We start from the raw sequence: 15,204 nt of genomic DNA on the forward strand, positions 1-15,204 counted from the left end.
ACATGGCGGATCGCCCGGACAAGACCCTCGAACCTCGTCCAGAAACTTCAGACAGAGAAGCACAGTGGCGTGAGGCGGGCGATCGAATCCAGACCTTGCTGGACTCCTGTGCGGCAAGCGGACCCGCCGCCCATGACCGTGCGCAGCAACTGGTTCGCGAGGTCGTCGGACTTTACGGCGCCGGGCTGGAGCGGATCATGCGGATGGCCGGCGATGCCGGTCCCGGCGGGGGCCTAGCCGAGCGGCTGGCCACCGACGACCTGGTGGCCAGCCTGCTCCTGGTCCACGGCCTGCATCCGCACGACGTGCACCGCAGGGTCTCCGACGCGCTGGATCGGGTGCGGCCCTATCTGGGTTCGCACGGTGGAGACGTCGACCTGCTCGAGGTCGTTCCGGGCGGAGGCCCGGACGAGTTCACCGTACGGCTGGCCTTCACGGGCAGCTGTAAGAGCTGCCCGTCGTCGGCCGTGACGCTGGAGCTGGCCGTGCAGGACGCGGTCCGCGCGGCCGCGCCGGAGATCTCTTCGATCGAGGTGGTGACCCCGCCGGTGCAGAAGGCCGCCGCCGTGATCCCGGCCGAATCGCTGATGGCGCACGTGAAGTCGAATGGGCACGCGGCCGGCTGGCACCCGGTGCCCGGGGTGGCCGACCTGGCGCCCGGCGACGTGGCGGGCTTCCTGGTTTCGGACGTCCCGCTGCTGGTGTGCAGGGTCGGTGACCTGCCGCTGGCATACCGCGACCATTGCCCGGTGTGCGATGACTCGCTGGCCGGTGCACACCTGCGCGCGACGCAGCTGGGCTGCCCGCGCTGCGGCACGCAGTTCGACGTCGTGCACGCCGGTGCCGGCCCGAACGGAACCCATCTCGAGCCGCTGCCCCTGCTGCTTCGCGATGGGGTGCCGTCGGTGGCGCTGGGCGAACCGATGGGGGCTCCGGCATGAGTACTCCTTTCGACGTGCTCAGCCGGATTCGGAGCAACCGGGCGGCGCGGGCGGGCGAACGCTGTGAGATGTGCGCGGAGCCGATCGCCGACGAGCATCAGCACGTGGTGAACGTAGCCGGCCGCCAGCTCATGTGCGTCTGCCGCGCCTGTTATCTGCTGTTCACCGACTCGGCGGCCGACCTGCGCTACCGCGCGGTTCCGGACCGGTACCTGTCGTTTCCCGACTTCGCGCTGGATCGCCTGGTCTGGGAGGCGCTGCAGATTCCGGTCGGCGTCGCCTTCTTCTTCACCAACTCCGCTCTCGGGCACACCGTCGCGTTCTACCCCGGGCCGGCCGGGGCGACCGAATCCGAACTGGACATGGACGTGTGGGACACCATCCGCGGCGCCGACCCGCGGGTCGGCCTGCTGGCCGACGACGTGGAAGCGTTGCTCGTCCGGGTCGCCGACGGCCGCCAGGACGGCGAATTGGCCGAGCCGCAAACCTATCTGGTGCCGATCGACGCCTGTTACGAATTCGTCGGGCGCCTGCGCCTGCTGTGGCACGGATTCGACGGCGGCCAGCAGGCACGCGAATTCATCGACGGCTTCTTCGACCGGCTCGCCACCCGCGCCGTGAGGACGCCGCGATGAACGGCCCGCCGATGAACGTGGATTTCGCGGTTCGCGACGTGACGGCCGAGCCGTACACCGTCAGCCCGCTGCTGACCGCCCGCATCGACGTCACCAGCAACGGCGACGAGCCGGTGCACGCCATCGCCCTGCGCTGCCAGGTCCGGATCGAGCCGCTGCGCCGGTCCTACTCCGACGACGAAGCGGCCGGGCTGACCGACCTGTTCGGCGGCCGCGAACGCTGGGCGAGCACCCAACGCACCTTTCTCTGGCAGCATTGCGCCGCGATGGTGCCGGGATTCACCGGCAGCACCACCGCGGCGCTGCCACTGGACTGCACCTACGATTTCGAGGTCGCCGCCGCCAAATATCTGCACGCGCTGCGCAGCGGCACGGTGCCGCTGCAGTTCTTGTTCAGCGGAACGATTTTCGTCAACTCCGAGCGCGGCTTCTCGGTTCAACAGGTGTCGTGGGACTGCGAAGACCACTACGACATGCCGGTGACGGTCTGGCGGGACCTGATCGCGCAGCACTATCCCAACAGCGGTTGGATCCGGCTGAGCCACGAGACCATCGCGGAACTGGCCGGTTACAAATCGGCGCACGGCATGCTCGACTTCGATCACGCGATCACCTCGTTGCTGGACGCCACCGTGGATCAGGGGGTGACGCGATGACATCGAGCTGGGACCGGGCCCGCGCCGTCGCGGACGCCGTCCTCTACGAGGGATACCTGCTCTACCCGTATCGGGGAACATCGAGCAAGAACCAATCCCGTTGGCAATTCGGTGTTTTGGGCCCGCCGGGCGCCGCCGAGGCCGGGCTCGGCGAGGACGACACGCTGTCCGCGGACTTCGTGGTCGACGGCGCACAGGCGGTGACGCTGGTGGTGCGCTTCCTGCAGCTACAGCACCGGCGGGCCGAGCGGGCAACCGGTGACGGCGACTTCGAACCCGTCGACGAGCTGAGGACCCCGGCCGGGTCGTGGCTGACCTGGGACGAAGCGGTGGAGTGTGAAAGGTCCTTCGGCCCTATCGCGCTCGACGGCCGGCAACGGACGCTGTCGGTGGCGGCGGACGCGTCGAGCGACGTCGAATACCTAGACGGCGGACGTCTGGTGCGCCAACGGCAGGAGGTGCGGGGCGCGATGACCGTCGCCAGCGAGCCCGACGGCGACCTTCAGCGGGTCTCGGTGCGAATCAGCAACGCCGGCGCGCCCGCCCGCGACAAGGAGGACGCGATCGCGCGATCGATGATCGGAACGCACATCCTTGCCGAAGTGGTTGGTGGCCGGTTCATTTCGTTGCTCGAGCCGCCGCAGGCGGCGACCGAAGCGGTGTCGAAGTGCCGCCAGCAGCGCTGCTTCCCGGTGCTGGCCGGCCCGCCGGGCGCTGACGACATGCTGCTGATCTCACCGATCATCCTCTACGACCATCCCGAGGTCGCCGAGCAGAGCGACACCGCACTGTACGACTGCACCGAGATCGACGAGATCCTCACCCTGCGCGTCATGACCATGACGGACGAAGAGAAGGCGCAGGCCCGGGCGACCGACCCGCGGGCCGCGCGCATCATCGACGAATGTGACGCCATGTCACCCGAGGCGATGGCGCGGCTGCACGGCGTGCTGCGCGATCCGCACTCGCTTGGGACCGCCGCCGGCCTGGTACCCGAAATTCCCGCGGGGGTCGATTGGTGGGATCCACTGGCCGACAACGCCGTCCGCCCCGAAATCGACGCCGTGCTGGTGAACGGGGTCCGGATAGCGCGGGGCAGCAAGGTCCGATTGCGGCCACTGCGCAACGCCGACGCGCAGGACATTTTCGTCGCCGGCAAGACCGCCCGCGTCACGTCGGTGCACGAGGACGTCGAGGGCAACAAGCACGTCGGCGTCGTCGTCGACGAGGACCCGGCGGCGGACCTGCACGACTGGTACGGCCGATACCTGTACTTCTCCCCCGACGAAGTCGAGCCGCTGCAATCGCAGCACAGCAAAAGCCCCTGAAAGGAGTTCAACATGGAAATCCTAGGTTGGATCTTCATCGCCATCATCGCGCTGGTGGCAGCGGTCGCGCTGGCACTCGGCGTGGTGTCAGTGCCGGATGCGCGCCGCTATCTCAAGTTGAGGCGGATGTAACCGACGGGTGTCACCATGACAGCGCGCATCCTGGTAGCCGGGATAGGCAACATCTTTCTGGGGGACGACGGGTTCGGCTCCGAAGTGGTCCGTAATGCCGAACTGCCCCCGGATGATCCGACGGTCCAGGTCATCGACTACGGGATCAGGGGCATGCACCTGGCCTATGACCTGCTCGAGGAGTGGGCCGCGCTGGTTCTCGTCGACGCCGTGCCCAGCCAGGGCCACCCCGGCACGTTGCACGTCTTTCAGGCCGACCACGATTCGTCACCCGGGAACAACGGGCTGGACGGTCACAGCATGGATCCGGCCGCGGTGTTCGCCAGCCTACGGGCGCTGGGCGGCCATCCGCCCTACACCGTGGTCGTCGGTTGCGAGGCGGGCAGCGTCGAGGAGGGCATCGGCCTGACCGAACCGGTCGCGCAGGCGGTGCCCCGCGCGGCGCGGGCGGTCGAAGAGATTGTCGCGGCGTTACACGGGGCGACACCTGCGGCGACCGGAAAGGGGTGCTGAACCATGTGTTTGGGCATACCCGGGCGGATAATCGGAATGCTGGACGGTTTCGAAGGGCAGCTCGCACTGGCCGACGTCACCGGCGAACAGCGCAAGGTCAACGTCGGCATGCTGCCGGAGGAGACGTTCGCGCCGGGTGACTGGGTGATCATTCACATGGGCTTCGTCGTGGAGAAGACGGATCAGGCCGGGGCCGAACAGGCCATGGCCGGCCTCGAGCTGATGGGCCGGGGCCGCACCGACACCGCTTCCCCGGAGGCGGGTTGACATGACCAAAGTGGCCGAATCCCCCCCGCTGTTGCGGGTCGGCTCCGCTGAAACCACTGTGCGGCAGCGCATCACGGTCACCGGCGTGGTCCAGGGGGTCGGCTTCCGTCCGTTCGTGCATCGGATCGCGACCGAGCTGGGGCTGGCCGGATTCGTCGGTAACGACTCGGGTGCGGTTTTCCTCGAGGTACAGGGCCGGCCCGGCCAAGTCGCGGAGTTCGGCCGGCGGCTACGCGCCGAAGCGCCGCCCCTGGCACGGATCACCGGGGTTCGCGTCGCCGACATCGCGGCCGACTCCGGCTGCCCAGCCCAATTCGCGATCGCGGCAAGCCAATTGGCTGCGGGTGCCACCACCCCGATCCCGCCCGACGTCGCGGTGTGCGACGACTGCGTCGCCGAACTGTTCGACCCGCTCAACCGGCGTTACCGGCACCCGTTCGTGACCTGCACCAACTGCGGGCCGCGGTTCACCATCATCACGGCCTTGCCCTACGATCGGCCCGCCACAACCATGTCGGCGTTCGCGATGTGTGCGCGCTGCGCCGACGAATATCACGATCCGGCGAATCGCCGGTTCCACGCGCAGCCGATCGCCTGCCCGGACTGCGGGCCGAGCCTGTGGTTCGAATCGCCGGCCGCGCGGGTCAACGGCACGGATGCGGCCCTGGCCGCCACCCAGGCCGCGCTGGCAGCCGGCGCGGTGGTGGCCATCAAGGGAATCGGCGGCTACCACCTGGCCTGCGCCGTCGATGCCGCGACGGCGGTCACTACCTTGCGGGCGCGGAAAGCGCGCGGCGCCAAACCCTTTGCCATGCTGGTGCGCGATCTCGATGTGGCGCGCCGCTACGCCCACGTCGACGACACCGAGGCCGCGGTGCTGTCCGGTCCGCCCCGCCCGATCGTCTTGCTGCGCCGCCGCACCGACGCTCCGGTCGCCGAGGCCGTCGCGCCCGGCAGCCCGCTACTGGGGCTGATGATGCCGTACTCCCCCATCCATCACCTGCTGCTGGCGCCGGTGCCCGGCAGCGCCGGACCGATACCCGACGCGCTGGTCCTGACCAGCGCCAACCGCTCCGACGAACCCATCTGCTTCACCGATAGCGATGCCGCACAACGACTTCCGGCGCTGTGTGACGCCGCCCTCGACCACGACCGCGGGATCCACGTGCCGTGCGACGACTCGGTGGTGCGCGTGGTCCGGGATGACCAAGGGGCGCACGAACTGCCGATCCGCCGGTCCCGCGGGTATGCGCCGCTGCCGGTCGACTTGAGCCTGGGGTGGCCGCCGGCCCCCGCCGTGCTCGCCGTGGGCGGCGAACTGAAGAACACCTTCTGCCTCACCGACGGCGACCGGGCCTACCTGTCCGGCCACATCGGCGACATGGCCACCTGGGAGACGCTGCGCGCGTTCGATCGTGCGGTGACCCAGCTCAGCGAGATCCGCGGCCGGCCGATCCGGTTGGCCGCCGACCTGCATCCGGGCTATCACACCCGAAGCTGGGCCGAGCGCCACGCGGACGAGCGCCCGTTGGACCTTGTCCAGCACCACCACGCCCACGTGGTGTCGCTGCTGGCCGAGCACGGACGCATCGGCGAACCCGTCATCGGGGTCTCCTTCGACGGCACCGGTTACGGCTGCGACGAGACCATCTGGGGCGGCGAGATCCTCGCCCTCGGAACACGAAGCCACCGTTTCGTTCGGGCCGGTCACCTGTTGGCGGTGCCGCTGCCCGGGGGCGACGCGGCGGTGCGCAACCCGTGGCGGATGGCGCTGTCCCAGTTGTGGACGGCCGACATCGACTGGACCCCCGACCTGGCGCCGGTGGCCGCCGCGACGGCCGACGAACTGCGCCTGGTCCGTTCGCAATTGGAGACCGGGGCGGGCTGCGTGCCGTGTTCGAGCATGGGCCGCCTGTTCGACGCCGTCGCGTCCCTGCTCGGGGTGCGGCACCGCATCGACTACGAGGGGCAGGCCGCGATCGAGCTCGAGGCGCTGGCGCAGTCCGCCGGGCGGACGGGCACGCTGCCGTCGTTGCCGCTGGCGGTGCGTCCCGACGGGGTGATCGATCCGGCCCCGATGGTGCAGACCATGGTCTCGGCGCTGGACGCCGGGACACCGCCGGCGTTGCTGGCCGCGGCTTTTCACCAGGCGGTCGCCGTCGCGGTCGCCGAGGTGGTCACCAAGGTGGCGGACGACACCACCCTGGTGGGCCTCACCGGCGGGGTGTTCCAGAACGTCCTGTTGCTCGACGCCTGCCGTACCAGACTGCAGCGGAAAGGTTTTGAGGTGCTCACCCATCACATCGTGCCGCCGAACGACGGCGGTCTGGCCCTGGGCCAGGCCGCGGTCTCGGCGCTGATCGCGCAGGAGGAGGGGTTGACACGATGATCACCACCGCCATCGATCGCGGGCTGAGCGCCGAACTTGCCGAAGACCTCGCCGCCACCGCACTGACGCTGGCCAAGCGATTCGCGGCGGGCGCCACCATGTGGTCCATCGCGCCGTCGTGGGAACCCCACGCGCTGCACATCGCCGTCGAATTCGTCCATCCGGTGATCATGGGCAAGCGGGCCCTGCCGGCCGTTGCGCTGACCGGACCGGATCTGGTGGACCTGGTGCGTGTCTCGGTGCGACCCGGCGACATCGTCGTCGCGATCGCGGGCGCGGACAACGCTCAGGTGCGTTCGGTGATGCGGCGCTCCCCGGCCTGGGGGGCCACCACGATCTGGATCGGCAGCGGCGATCCACCCGCGGCCGCGATGGCCGATCACGTGCTCTGGCTCGACGATCCCGATCCGCGCGTGCCCGCCACCGGCGGCTTCGTGCTTTTCTACCACCTGCTGTGGGAGCTGACCCATGTGTGCTTCGAGCATCCCGGGCTGCTCAAACCCCAGCGCTGCGACGACGAGGTGTGTGTGACGTGCAGCGACGAAGGCCGGCTGGGCGAAGTGATGAGCGCCGCGGTCGACGGCCAGGCACGGGTGCGCACCGCCCGGGGAGCCGAGGACGTCATCACCACACTCCTCGACCCGGTGGCGCCCGGCGAGCTGGTGCTGGTGCACGCCGGCATGGCGATCAGCCGCGTTCCCGACGATGAAGAGCGAGAAGGTGTTTCATGAGTCCGACCGACGAGCCCACCAACTTTTTGTATCCGTTCATCGACGCCGAAGAAGACGACCCCTCCGCGCTGCTCGCCGACCTGGCCACGTCCGCACAAGCCAAGGCATCCGAAAGCCTGGCGCTGCGGCGCTCCACGCTGGACGCCAACGCCGACCTGCTGGCGGCGGCCGCCGCCGAGATGGCGCGCCGATTCGCCGCCGGCGGACGGATGTTCACCTTCGGCAACGGCGGCAGTTGCACCGACTGCACCACGCTGGCGGGATTGTTCGCGCGGCCGCCGCTCGGCGAACCGCTGCCGGCGTGGTCGTTGACCGCCGACCAGGCGATCCTGACCGCGCTGGGCAACGACGTCGGGTTCGAGCTGGTGTTCGCCCGGCAGCTGATCGCCCGCGCGCAGGACGGCGACATCGCGATCGCGATGTCGACCAGCGGCAATTCGCCCAACCTGCTGACCGCGCTCGCCGAGGCACGCCGGCGCGGCCTGTACACCATCGGTTTCGCCGGTTACGACGGTGGCGCGTTCGCGAACAACCCGGACGTGAACGCCTGCTTCATCGTTCGTTCGCAGAGCGTGCACCGGATTCAGGAATCGCAAGCGCTGCTCGGCTATCAATTGTGGCTGACGGTTCACGAACGACTCGGTGATCAAGATTTGGGGGCCGCATGAACAAGTACCTGTCGTCGGGGCCGCGGTTCGGCGAAGGCGACGTGATCGAACGGATCGAGTCGTTTCGCCGGCGGCGCCCCCGACTGCTCGACGACCACGTGACCCTGGCGCACGGCGCGGGCGGCAAGGCGTCGGCCGCGCTGGTGGACGCGGTGTTCGTGGAGGCGTTTCGTAACCCGCTGCTGGAGTCGCTGGGCGACGGCGCCGTGCTGCCCCTGCCCAGCGGCGAACGGGTCGCGCTGTCGACGGATTCGTTTGTGGTGCAACCCCGCCGGTTCCCCGGCGGATCCATCGGTGAACTCGCCATCCACGGCACCTGCAACGACCTGGCGGTGGCCGGCGCCGTTCCGTCCTGGATCTCGGCGGCGTTCGTGCTCGAAGAGGGTTTCCCCATCGCCGAATTGAAGGAGATCGTCGCCGACATGGCCGCGGCGGCCGCGGCCGCCGGTGTGCAGGTCGTCACCGGCGACACCAAGGTGGTGCCCAGGGGTGCGGCCGACGGCCTGTTCATCACCACCGCCGGGACCGGCGTCATCCCCGCGGGCCGCACGCTGTCGGCGCAGTCGGTGCGCGCCGGAGACAGGGTGCTGCTGTCGGGGTCGATGGGTGATCACGGCATGGCGGTGATGCTGGCCAGGGGCGACCTGGCGATCGAGGCCGACATCGTCTCCGACACCGCATCGGTGAGCCCATTGGTGGAATTGCTGATGGCCGCCGCCCCGTCCACCCGATGGATGCGCGATGCGACGCGGGGCGGGGTGGGCACGGTGTGCAACGAGTTGGCCCAGGCCTGCGGCCTCGGGGTGCTGCTGCACGAGGAGCGACTCCCGGTGGCGCCCATGGTCAATGGCGCCTGCGAACTGCTCGGCATCGACCCGCTCTACGTCGCCAACGAGGGCAAGTTCGTCGCCGTCGTCGACCCGCAGGAGGCTCAGGCCGGGCTGGACGCTTTGCGTTCACATCCGTTGGGTGCCGACGCGGCCGAGGTCGGGGAAATCGTCGCCGAACCCGCCGAGAGTGTGGTTCTGCGAACAGGATTCGGTGGAACACGGATCGTCGACATGCTCGTCGGGGACCCGCTGCCGCGGATCTGCTGACGTGGCGATCGCAAGCGCGGCGAAGCCGGGCGCAGCGGGTCGCCACGAGAAGGAAGGAGCAATTCCATGTGTCTTGGAATTCCGGGCCGGATAGTCGAAATCACCGACGCCGCAAACTACTTGGCGAAGGTGGACGTCAGCGGCGTCCAGCGCACGATCAGCATCCGGCTGCTGGACGACGATATGCCCGAGCCCGACGAATGGGTGCTGGTGCACGTCGGGTTCGCGATGGCCAAGATCGACGAGACCGAGGCGTTGCTCACCCTGGCGGCGATCAAGAAACTCGGTGACGCCTACGCCACCGAAATGCAAGCCTTCGACTCGTCAGCCATCGTCTAGAGGGGGCGCACATGAAATTCGTCGATGAGTTCCGCGATCCCGCCGCGGCACGCAAGCTGCTGGGCGCCATCGAGCACCTGGCCGGAGACCCCGCTTCCCGACAAAGCGAGACCTTCAAGTTCATGGAGGTGTGCGGCGGACACACGCACACCATCTACCGGCACGGCATCGAGCACCTGCTGCCCGACAACGTCGAACTGGTGCACGGCCCGGGCTGCCCGGTCTGCGTGATCCCGATGGGCCGCATCGACGACGCGATGTGGCTGGCCGGTCAGCCCGACGTGATCTTCACCTGCTTCGGCGACATGATGCGGGTGCCCGGTTCGCACGGCAGCCTGCTGGACGCCAAGGCCCGCGGGGCCGACGTGCGGTTCGTCTACTCGCCGCTGGACGCATTGAAGATCGCGGTCGACAACCCCGACAAGCAAGTGGTGTTCTTCGCCATCGGTTTCGAGACGACCGCCCCGTCGACCGCGGTGACGCTGGTGCGGGCACGCGACCTGGGCCTGCCCAACTTCAGCGTCTTCTGCAACCACGTCACCATCGTGCCGCCGATCAGGGCCATCCTGGAGTCACCGGATCTGCGGCTGTCGGGGTTCATCGGGCCCGGGCACGTGTCCACCGTGGTGGGCAACCGCCCCTACCGGTTCGTACCGGAGGTGTATCGAAAGCCGTTGGTGGTAGCCGGTTTCGAGCCGCTGGACATCCTCGCGTCGGTCGCGATGCTGCTGCGTCAGATCCGCGAGGGCCGCTGCGAAGTGGAGAACCAGTACAAGCGCGTGGTACCCGAGCACGGCAACCCCGCCGCTTTGGCGTTGATGGGCAAGGTGTTCGCGCTGCGTCCGCACTTCGAATGGCGCGGGCTGGGCTTCATCTCGCAAAGCGCCTTGCGGCTGCACGACGACTTCGCCGAGTTCGACGCCGAACTGCGGTATGCGATGCCCGGCGTGCGGGTCGCCGACCCGAAGGCCTGTCAGTGCGGTGAGGTGCTCAAGGGTGTGCTCAAGCCTTGGGAATGCAAGGTTTTCGGCACCGCATGCACCCCCGAGACCCCGATCGGGACGTGCATGGTGTCCCCGGAAGGGGCCTGCGCGGCCTACTACAACTTCGGCCGCATGCACCGTGACGCCGTCAAGCTCGTGGGCCAGGCGGGGCGGGGGTGATCCTTGGCCGATCCGGGTGCCCGCGGTGCGGAGATGTTCGCCCGCTACGCCTACGCGCCCAACGCGCTCGGCTATTGCGGTCCGCCGTTGGGCGCCACCCTGCGTGACGGGTCGGTCGCCGACGTGCGCCGGGCGGCGACGACGTTCTCCGGCGCGTGGCCGTATCTGCGGGTGCTGTCGCAGCTGACGGGTATCGACGACCCCCTGGATTACCGGCTGGTCGAATCGTATTGGCTCGGCGGTGGCGTGGCGGCCGGCCTCGACCCGCAGGAGTTCTTCGACGCGCTGCTGGCGATCATCGGCGCGCAGGCGGGCCACTATTGGTCGCACCTCACCGCGGATCTGGCATGCGAGGCCGCCGGCAACCACTGCTTTCACGTGTTCGGCGTATATCCGTGGACGCGGTTTCTGGGTAGGGGTACCGACGAGCAGCCGCTGAGCGTGCTGGACAACTGCCGAATCACGTCGGGCACAGTGCTTTCCCGCGACGGCGACCGCGTCGAGGTGTTGTGCCGAAGGCTGGCCTGGGACGGTCACGCACTCACGCTGTCGAAACCGTCGGCACGCGTGCTCGAGGTGTGGGCCGACGGCCACAGCGCGGTGCCCGACGTGGCCGCCGGCGACGTGGTGGCGATGCACTGGGGCCGGTTGTGCGGCCGCCTGTCGCCGGCGCAGCTGTGTGCGCTGACCGACAGCACGGATCGGCAGCTGGCGGTGACCGACCGCCGACTGGCGCGCGTCTGACTTCGCAGCCAGACTGACCCCGTGTCCGGTTCTCTGTGCGACGTGCTGCCCGCCGCGGCCGCCCTGCTCGGGGTTTCGGACGCCTCGAAGGAGCCGGACACGCTGGCGGTGGCCGACTGGGTCGGCGCCGACCGGATCGACCGGGTGCTGGTCGTGCTGGTGGATGGATTGGGCTGGCACCTGCTGCCGCAGCTGGCCGGCAGCGCGCCGCTGCTCGCCTCCGTGCTGGCCGGTAACACCGGGCGGCTGACCCGGCTGGACTGCACATTCCCGTCGACCACGCCGACCAGCCTGGTGTCGCTGGCCACCGGCGCGTCGCCGGGCGAGCACGGGATTCTGGGGTTCACGCTCAGGGTGCCCGGCACCGATCGGGTGCTCAACCACGTCCGGTGGCGCGATGATCCGTCCCCCGCCCTGTGGCAACCGGTGCCGACCTGGTTCGAGCGGCTCGAAGACACGGGCGTCAGCGCCCGCGCGGTGCTGCCGGCGCTGTTCATCGGCAGCGGACTGACCGAGGCCGCGTACCGCGGCGCCGAATTTCACCCGGCCAACCCCACCGACGACTACGCGTCGCTGGTGGCCGAGCAGCTGCGGGCGGCGCCCGGGCTGGTGTACGCCTACACCGCCGAGCTGGACACCGCCGCCCACGTGTTCGGCGTCGGCTCAGAGCAGTGGCATACCGCGGCGACCAACGTCGATGCGCTGCTGTCCCGCCTGCTCGAGGCGCTGCCGGCGAACGCGGCGGTGCTGGTCACCGCGGACCACGGCGGCCTCAATGTCCCACCCGAGACGCGGGTCGACCTCGATGCGGACCCCCGGCTGGGCGAGGGGATCCGGGTCGTGGCCGGCGAGCCGCGGGTGCGGTACCTGCACACCGAAGACGGCGCCGCCGCCGACGTGCAAGCCGTGTGGGGCGAGCTGCTGGACGGCCGCGCCGCGGTGTACAGCCGCGAGCAGGCGGTGGCCACCGGCATGTTCGGACCGGTCGCCGCGCAGCACCTGGAGCGGCTCGGCGACGTGGTGGTCGTCTGCTCCGGCGACACCGCGGTGCTGGCCAGCGCGCATGAACCCCCGGAAACGTCTCGCCTGGTCGGCTTTCACGGCGGACCCACGCGAGAGGAGATGGCGATCCCGCTCCTCGTTTACCGGTCTTAGCTGCGCAAATACACACCGGATTCGGACCGAGTTCACAGCTCGCTGGAACCGTTGACCGATCTTCGCGCGGTACATTCGGTTCACTGTGACATCCCGGCGCGTTGGCGGCACTCGACGATGGCAGCCGGCCATCGCGATGGTTGCGGCCCTTGGCGTATTCGTCGCGCTGATCGTCGGGTCGGCGTCGCGGCCCATTCTCGCCGCGGCGGCGCCGCCGGAGCCGGCGGCGTGGACTGCGGGGACCGCCGACATGGGTGCGCACGCCGGCCCGATGCCCGGTGGCCCCTCCGCCATCAGCCAACCCGGGCCGGCCGCTTCGCGGTCGCCGGTACCGGCGAACAAGACCAACCAGAAGCCGTTCCGCCACGCCTGGTCGACGAAGGAACGGCCCCTGACGTGGGACCGCCTGTCGCCCCACTCGGTGCTGACGCCGGTGCCGTCGTCGTTCAGCCCGACCGGGTGTGCGTCCGGTGCAGCCCAATCCCGTTCGCTTACAACCGTTATCGCCGACCGAGATATCCTCGCCCGGCTCTGCATCGCCCGCCGCTGACCGGGGCGCCGGGGCCGCGCGTGTCCTGCCGACCTGCTTTTGCGCGACACGTAAGCCCTCAACGGCCTGTAACCCCCGTGTCTATCTCTGGGAAAGAAGACCTCATGTTTTCGGTCACCACTCAAACCGCCACAGTCAGGCGGAGGCTGTAATGGATTTCGCAACGCTACCTCCGGAAATCAATTCCAGGCTGATGTATTCGGGTCCCGGCCCGGGATCGATGATGCAGGCCGCCGCGGCGTGGGAAACGTTGGCCGCGCGGCTGCGCACCGCCGCCGCCGACTACCGGGCGGTGATCGCACAGCTGGCGGCGGGCGGCGAAGGCCCGGCACCGGCGGCACTCACCGAAACCGCGGCTTGTTACGTCGACTGGCTCGACGCTGTCGCAGTCCGAAGCGAGCACACGGTCACCCAGCTCAAGGCGGCGGCCGGCGCGCACCAGACTGCCTTCGCGGCGACGGTGCCGCCACCGGAGGTCGCCGGCAACCGCACGCGGCGACTGTCGCTGGTGTCGGCGAACTGTCTGGCTCAGCGGAGCACGGAGATCGCCGACGTCGATGCCGAATACGACACGATGTGGTGCCACAACGCCGACGCCATGCACGCCTACGCCGAGGCCGCATCCGGCGCCGTGACGATGGCTCCCTTCCCCGCCCCTCCCGGCAATCCCGTTGTAAAGAAGCGCAATTGGGCCCTGCAGTCCGCGCCGGACGTCATATCGGCCGGCTGCGACGTGATGTCGGTGATCCCCGGCGCCCTCACCCGGCTGTCGTCGTCGCCGCTGACAACGATCGACGCGTCCCTGTCCAGCGTCACCTCGTCGCTGTCGAAACTGAATTCGGTGACCGCGCCGTCGGATTTCGCGATCGGCCACCTGAACTCCATGAACAAGACGGCGGCTCTGCAGTCGCTCTTTCCCAAGCCGGCCACCACCAACGGCGTGAACGCCGGCTTCGGTCGCGCCGCCCCGGTCGGCCCGCTGTCGGTGCCGCACACGTGGGCGGCGGCCGCACCGATGATGGAGCGGTCGCAGGCGGACCGGGCCGGCGAGCCCGTCCGGCTGGTCGCGGTCAGCGAACCGCCCGGCTCGCATCCGGCCGACAAGTATGGCGGCTAAAGCGGGGTGACGTAGGCCGCGCTGATGCCGCCGTCGACCATGAACGTCGACGCGGTGATGAAGGACGCGTCGTCGCTGGCCAAAAATGCTACCGCCGAAGCGATTTCGTCGGGATCGGCGAACCGGCCCACAGGGACGTGCACCAGCCGGCGAGCGGCCCGCTCGGGGTCTTTGGCGAAAAGCTCCTGCAGCAGCGGGGTATTCACCGGTCCCGGACACAGCGCGTTCACGCGGATGCCCTGCCGGGCGAACTGCACACCCAGCTCGCGCGACATGGCCAGCACCCCGCCCTTGGAGGCGGTGTAGGAGATCTGCGACGTCGCCGACCCCAGGACGGCGACAAACGACGCCGTGTTGATGATCGAACCCCGCCGCGCGGGCACCATGTGCCGCAACGCCGCGCGGCAGCACAGGTAGACCGACTTCAGATTGACGTCTTGAACGCGTTGCCACGCCGGCAGTTCGGTGTTTTCGATGAGGTCGTCGTCGGGCGGTGAGATGCCGGCGTTGTTGAATGCGATGTCGATGCGCCCGTGCGCCTGCGCCGCGGTATCGAACAGCGCATTGACCGCGGCCTCGTCGGAAACGTCGGTGGGCACGAACAACCCGGACATTTCATCGGCCGCCGCGCCACCCGCGTCACCGTCGATGTCGCCCACCACGATGGTGGCGCCCTCCGCATGCATCCGTCGAGCCGTCGCCAGCCCGATACCGCCGCCCGCGCCGGTGACGACGGCCACCCGGCCCGCCAATCGTTGGGTGAGATCGACCGCCACCAC

At 69.3% G+C, this 15,204-nt stretch carries 18 protein-coding genes; 17 read left to right on the forward strand and 1 reads right to left on the reverse strand.

Features of this window, described 5'->3' with window-relative positions:
- The first annotated feature begins 2 nt into the window (after positions 1-2).
- From A5688_RS01345 to A5688_RS01420, 17 genes are all read left to right on the forward strand, one after another.
- Positions 3-941, forward strand: coding sequence for a NifU family protein (locus A5688_RS01345; protein ID WP_067838580.1), 939 nt, complete (start codon positions 3-5; stop codon positions 939-941).
- Complete coding sequence (locus tag A5688_RS01350) at positions 938-1,576, forward strand: DUF5947 family protein (RefSeq protein ID WP_067838582.1); 639 nt, start codon at positions 938-940, stop codon at positions 1,574-1,576. The genes A5688_RS01345 and A5688_RS01350 overlap by 4 nt, the downstream gene beginning before the upstream one ends.
- A complete protein-coding gene (locus A5688_RS01355) occupies positions 1,573-2,232 on the forward strand; it encodes a DUF6084 family protein (protein WP_067912866.1) in 660 nt (219 codons plus the stop codon). The genes A5688_RS01350 and A5688_RS01355 overlap by 4 nt, the downstream gene beginning before the upstream one ends.
- Positions 2,229-3,560: a hypothetical protein gene (locus tag A5688_RS01360; protein ID WP_067838585.1), complete on the forward strand. Its 1,332-nt coding sequence runs from the start codon at positions 2,229-2,231 to the stop codon at positions 3,558-3,560. Before A5688_RS01355 ends, A5688_RS01360 begins: the two co-directional genes overlap by 4 nt.
- Before the next feature lie 12 nt (positions 3,561-3,572).
- Positions 3,573-3,692, forward strand: a complete 120-nt coding sequence (locus A5688_RS28480; protein ID WP_372509891.1) for a DUF6893 family small protein — start codon at positions 3,573-3,575, stop codon at positions 3,690-3,692.
- A 15-nt stretch (positions 3,693-3,707) separates the two neighbouring features.
- Complete coding sequence (locus A5688_RS01365; RefSeq protein WP_067838587.1) at positions 3,708-4,205, forward strand: hydrogenase maturation protease; 498 nt, start codon at positions 3,708-3,710, stop codon at positions 4,203-4,205.
- Positions 4,206-4,208: 3 nt separating this feature from the next.
- Positions 4,209-4,472: a HypC/HybG/HupF family hydrogenase formation chaperone gene (locus A5688_RS01370; protein ID WP_067838590.1), complete on the forward strand. Its 264-nt coding sequence runs from the start codon at positions 4,209-4,211 to the stop codon at positions 4,470-4,472.
- Position 4,473: 1 nt separating this feature from the next.
- On the forward strand, positions 4,474-6,861 hold the full coding sequence (gene hypF, locus A5688_RS01375) for a carbamoyltransferase HypF (RefSeq protein ID WP_067912863.1): 2,388 nt from the start codon (positions 4,474-4,476) through the stop codon (positions 6,859-6,861).
- Entirely contained in the window at positions 6,858-7,592 is a 735-nt protein-coding gene (locus A5688_RS01380; RefSeq protein ID WP_067838596.1) for a HypC/HybG/HupF family hydrogenase formation chaperone, read from the forward strand. Before hypF ends, A5688_RS01380 begins: the two co-directional genes overlap by 4 nt.
- Positions 7,589-8,260, forward strand: coding sequence for a D-sedoheptulose-7-phosphate isomerase (locus tag A5688_RS01385; protein ID WP_067838599.1), 672 nt, complete (start codon positions 7,589-7,591; stop codon positions 8,258-8,260). Before A5688_RS01380 ends, A5688_RS01385 begins: the two co-directional genes overlap by 4 nt.
- On the forward strand, positions 8,257-9,357 hold the full coding sequence (gene hypE, locus A5688_RS01390) for a hydrogenase expression/formation protein HypE (RefSeq protein ID WP_067838600.1): 1,101 nt from the start codon (positions 8,257-8,259) through the stop codon (positions 9,355-9,357). Before A5688_RS01385 ends, hypE begins: the two co-directional genes overlap by 4 nt.
- Positions 9,358-9,423: 66 nt before the next feature.
- On the forward strand, positions 9,424-9,696 hold the full coding sequence (locus A5688_RS01395) for a HypC/HybG/HupF family hydrogenase formation chaperone (protein ID WP_067838602.1): 273 nt from the start codon (positions 9,424-9,426) through the stop codon (positions 9,694-9,696).
- Between the two features lie 11 nt (positions 9,697-9,707).
- Entirely contained in the window at positions 9,708-10,859 is a 1,152-nt protein-coding gene (hypD, locus tag A5688_RS01400) for a hydrogenase formation protein HypD (protein WP_067912860.1), read from the forward strand.
- Positions 10,860-10,862: 3 nt separating this feature from the next.
- Positions 10,863-11,603, forward strand: coding sequence for a DUF6390 family protein (locus tag A5688_RS01405; protein WP_278184219.1), 741 nt, complete (start codon positions 10,863-10,865; stop codon positions 11,601-11,603).
- A 21-nt stretch (positions 11,604-11,624) separates the two neighbouring features.
- Positions 11,625-12,758 (forward strand): alkaline phosphatase family protein, encoded by a 1,134-nt coding sequence (locus tag A5688_RS01410; protein WP_067912855.1) that lies wholly within the window; start codon positions 11,625-11,627, stop codon positions 12,756-12,758.
- Between the two features lie 85 nt (positions 12,759-12,843).
- Complete coding sequence (locus A5688_RS01415; protein WP_242661544.1) at positions 12,844-13,308, forward strand: hypothetical protein; 465 nt, start codon at positions 12,844-12,846, stop codon at positions 13,306-13,308.
- 151 nt (positions 13,309-13,459) lie between these two features.
- A complete protein-coding gene (locus A5688_RS01420) occupies positions 13,460-14,425 on the forward strand; it encodes a PPE family protein (protein WP_067912852.1) in 966 nt (321 codons plus the stop codon).
- Here A5688_RS01420 and A5688_RS01425 read toward each other — a convergent pair.
- On the reverse strand, positions 14,422-15,201 hold the full coding sequence (locus A5688_RS01425) for a 3-oxoacyl-ACP reductase (protein WP_067913039.1): 780 nt from the start codon (positions 15,199-15,201) through the stop codon (positions 14,422-14,424). The genes A5688_RS01420 and A5688_RS01425 overlap by 4 nt on opposite strands.
- Positions 15,202-15,204: the final 3 nt, after the last annotated feature.

This window comes from Mycobacterium mantenii (assembly GCF_001667865.1).
Classification (GTDB): domain Bacteria; phylum Actinomycetota; class Actinomycetes; order Mycobacteriales; family Mycobacteriaceae; genus Mycobacterium; species Mycobacterium mantenii_A.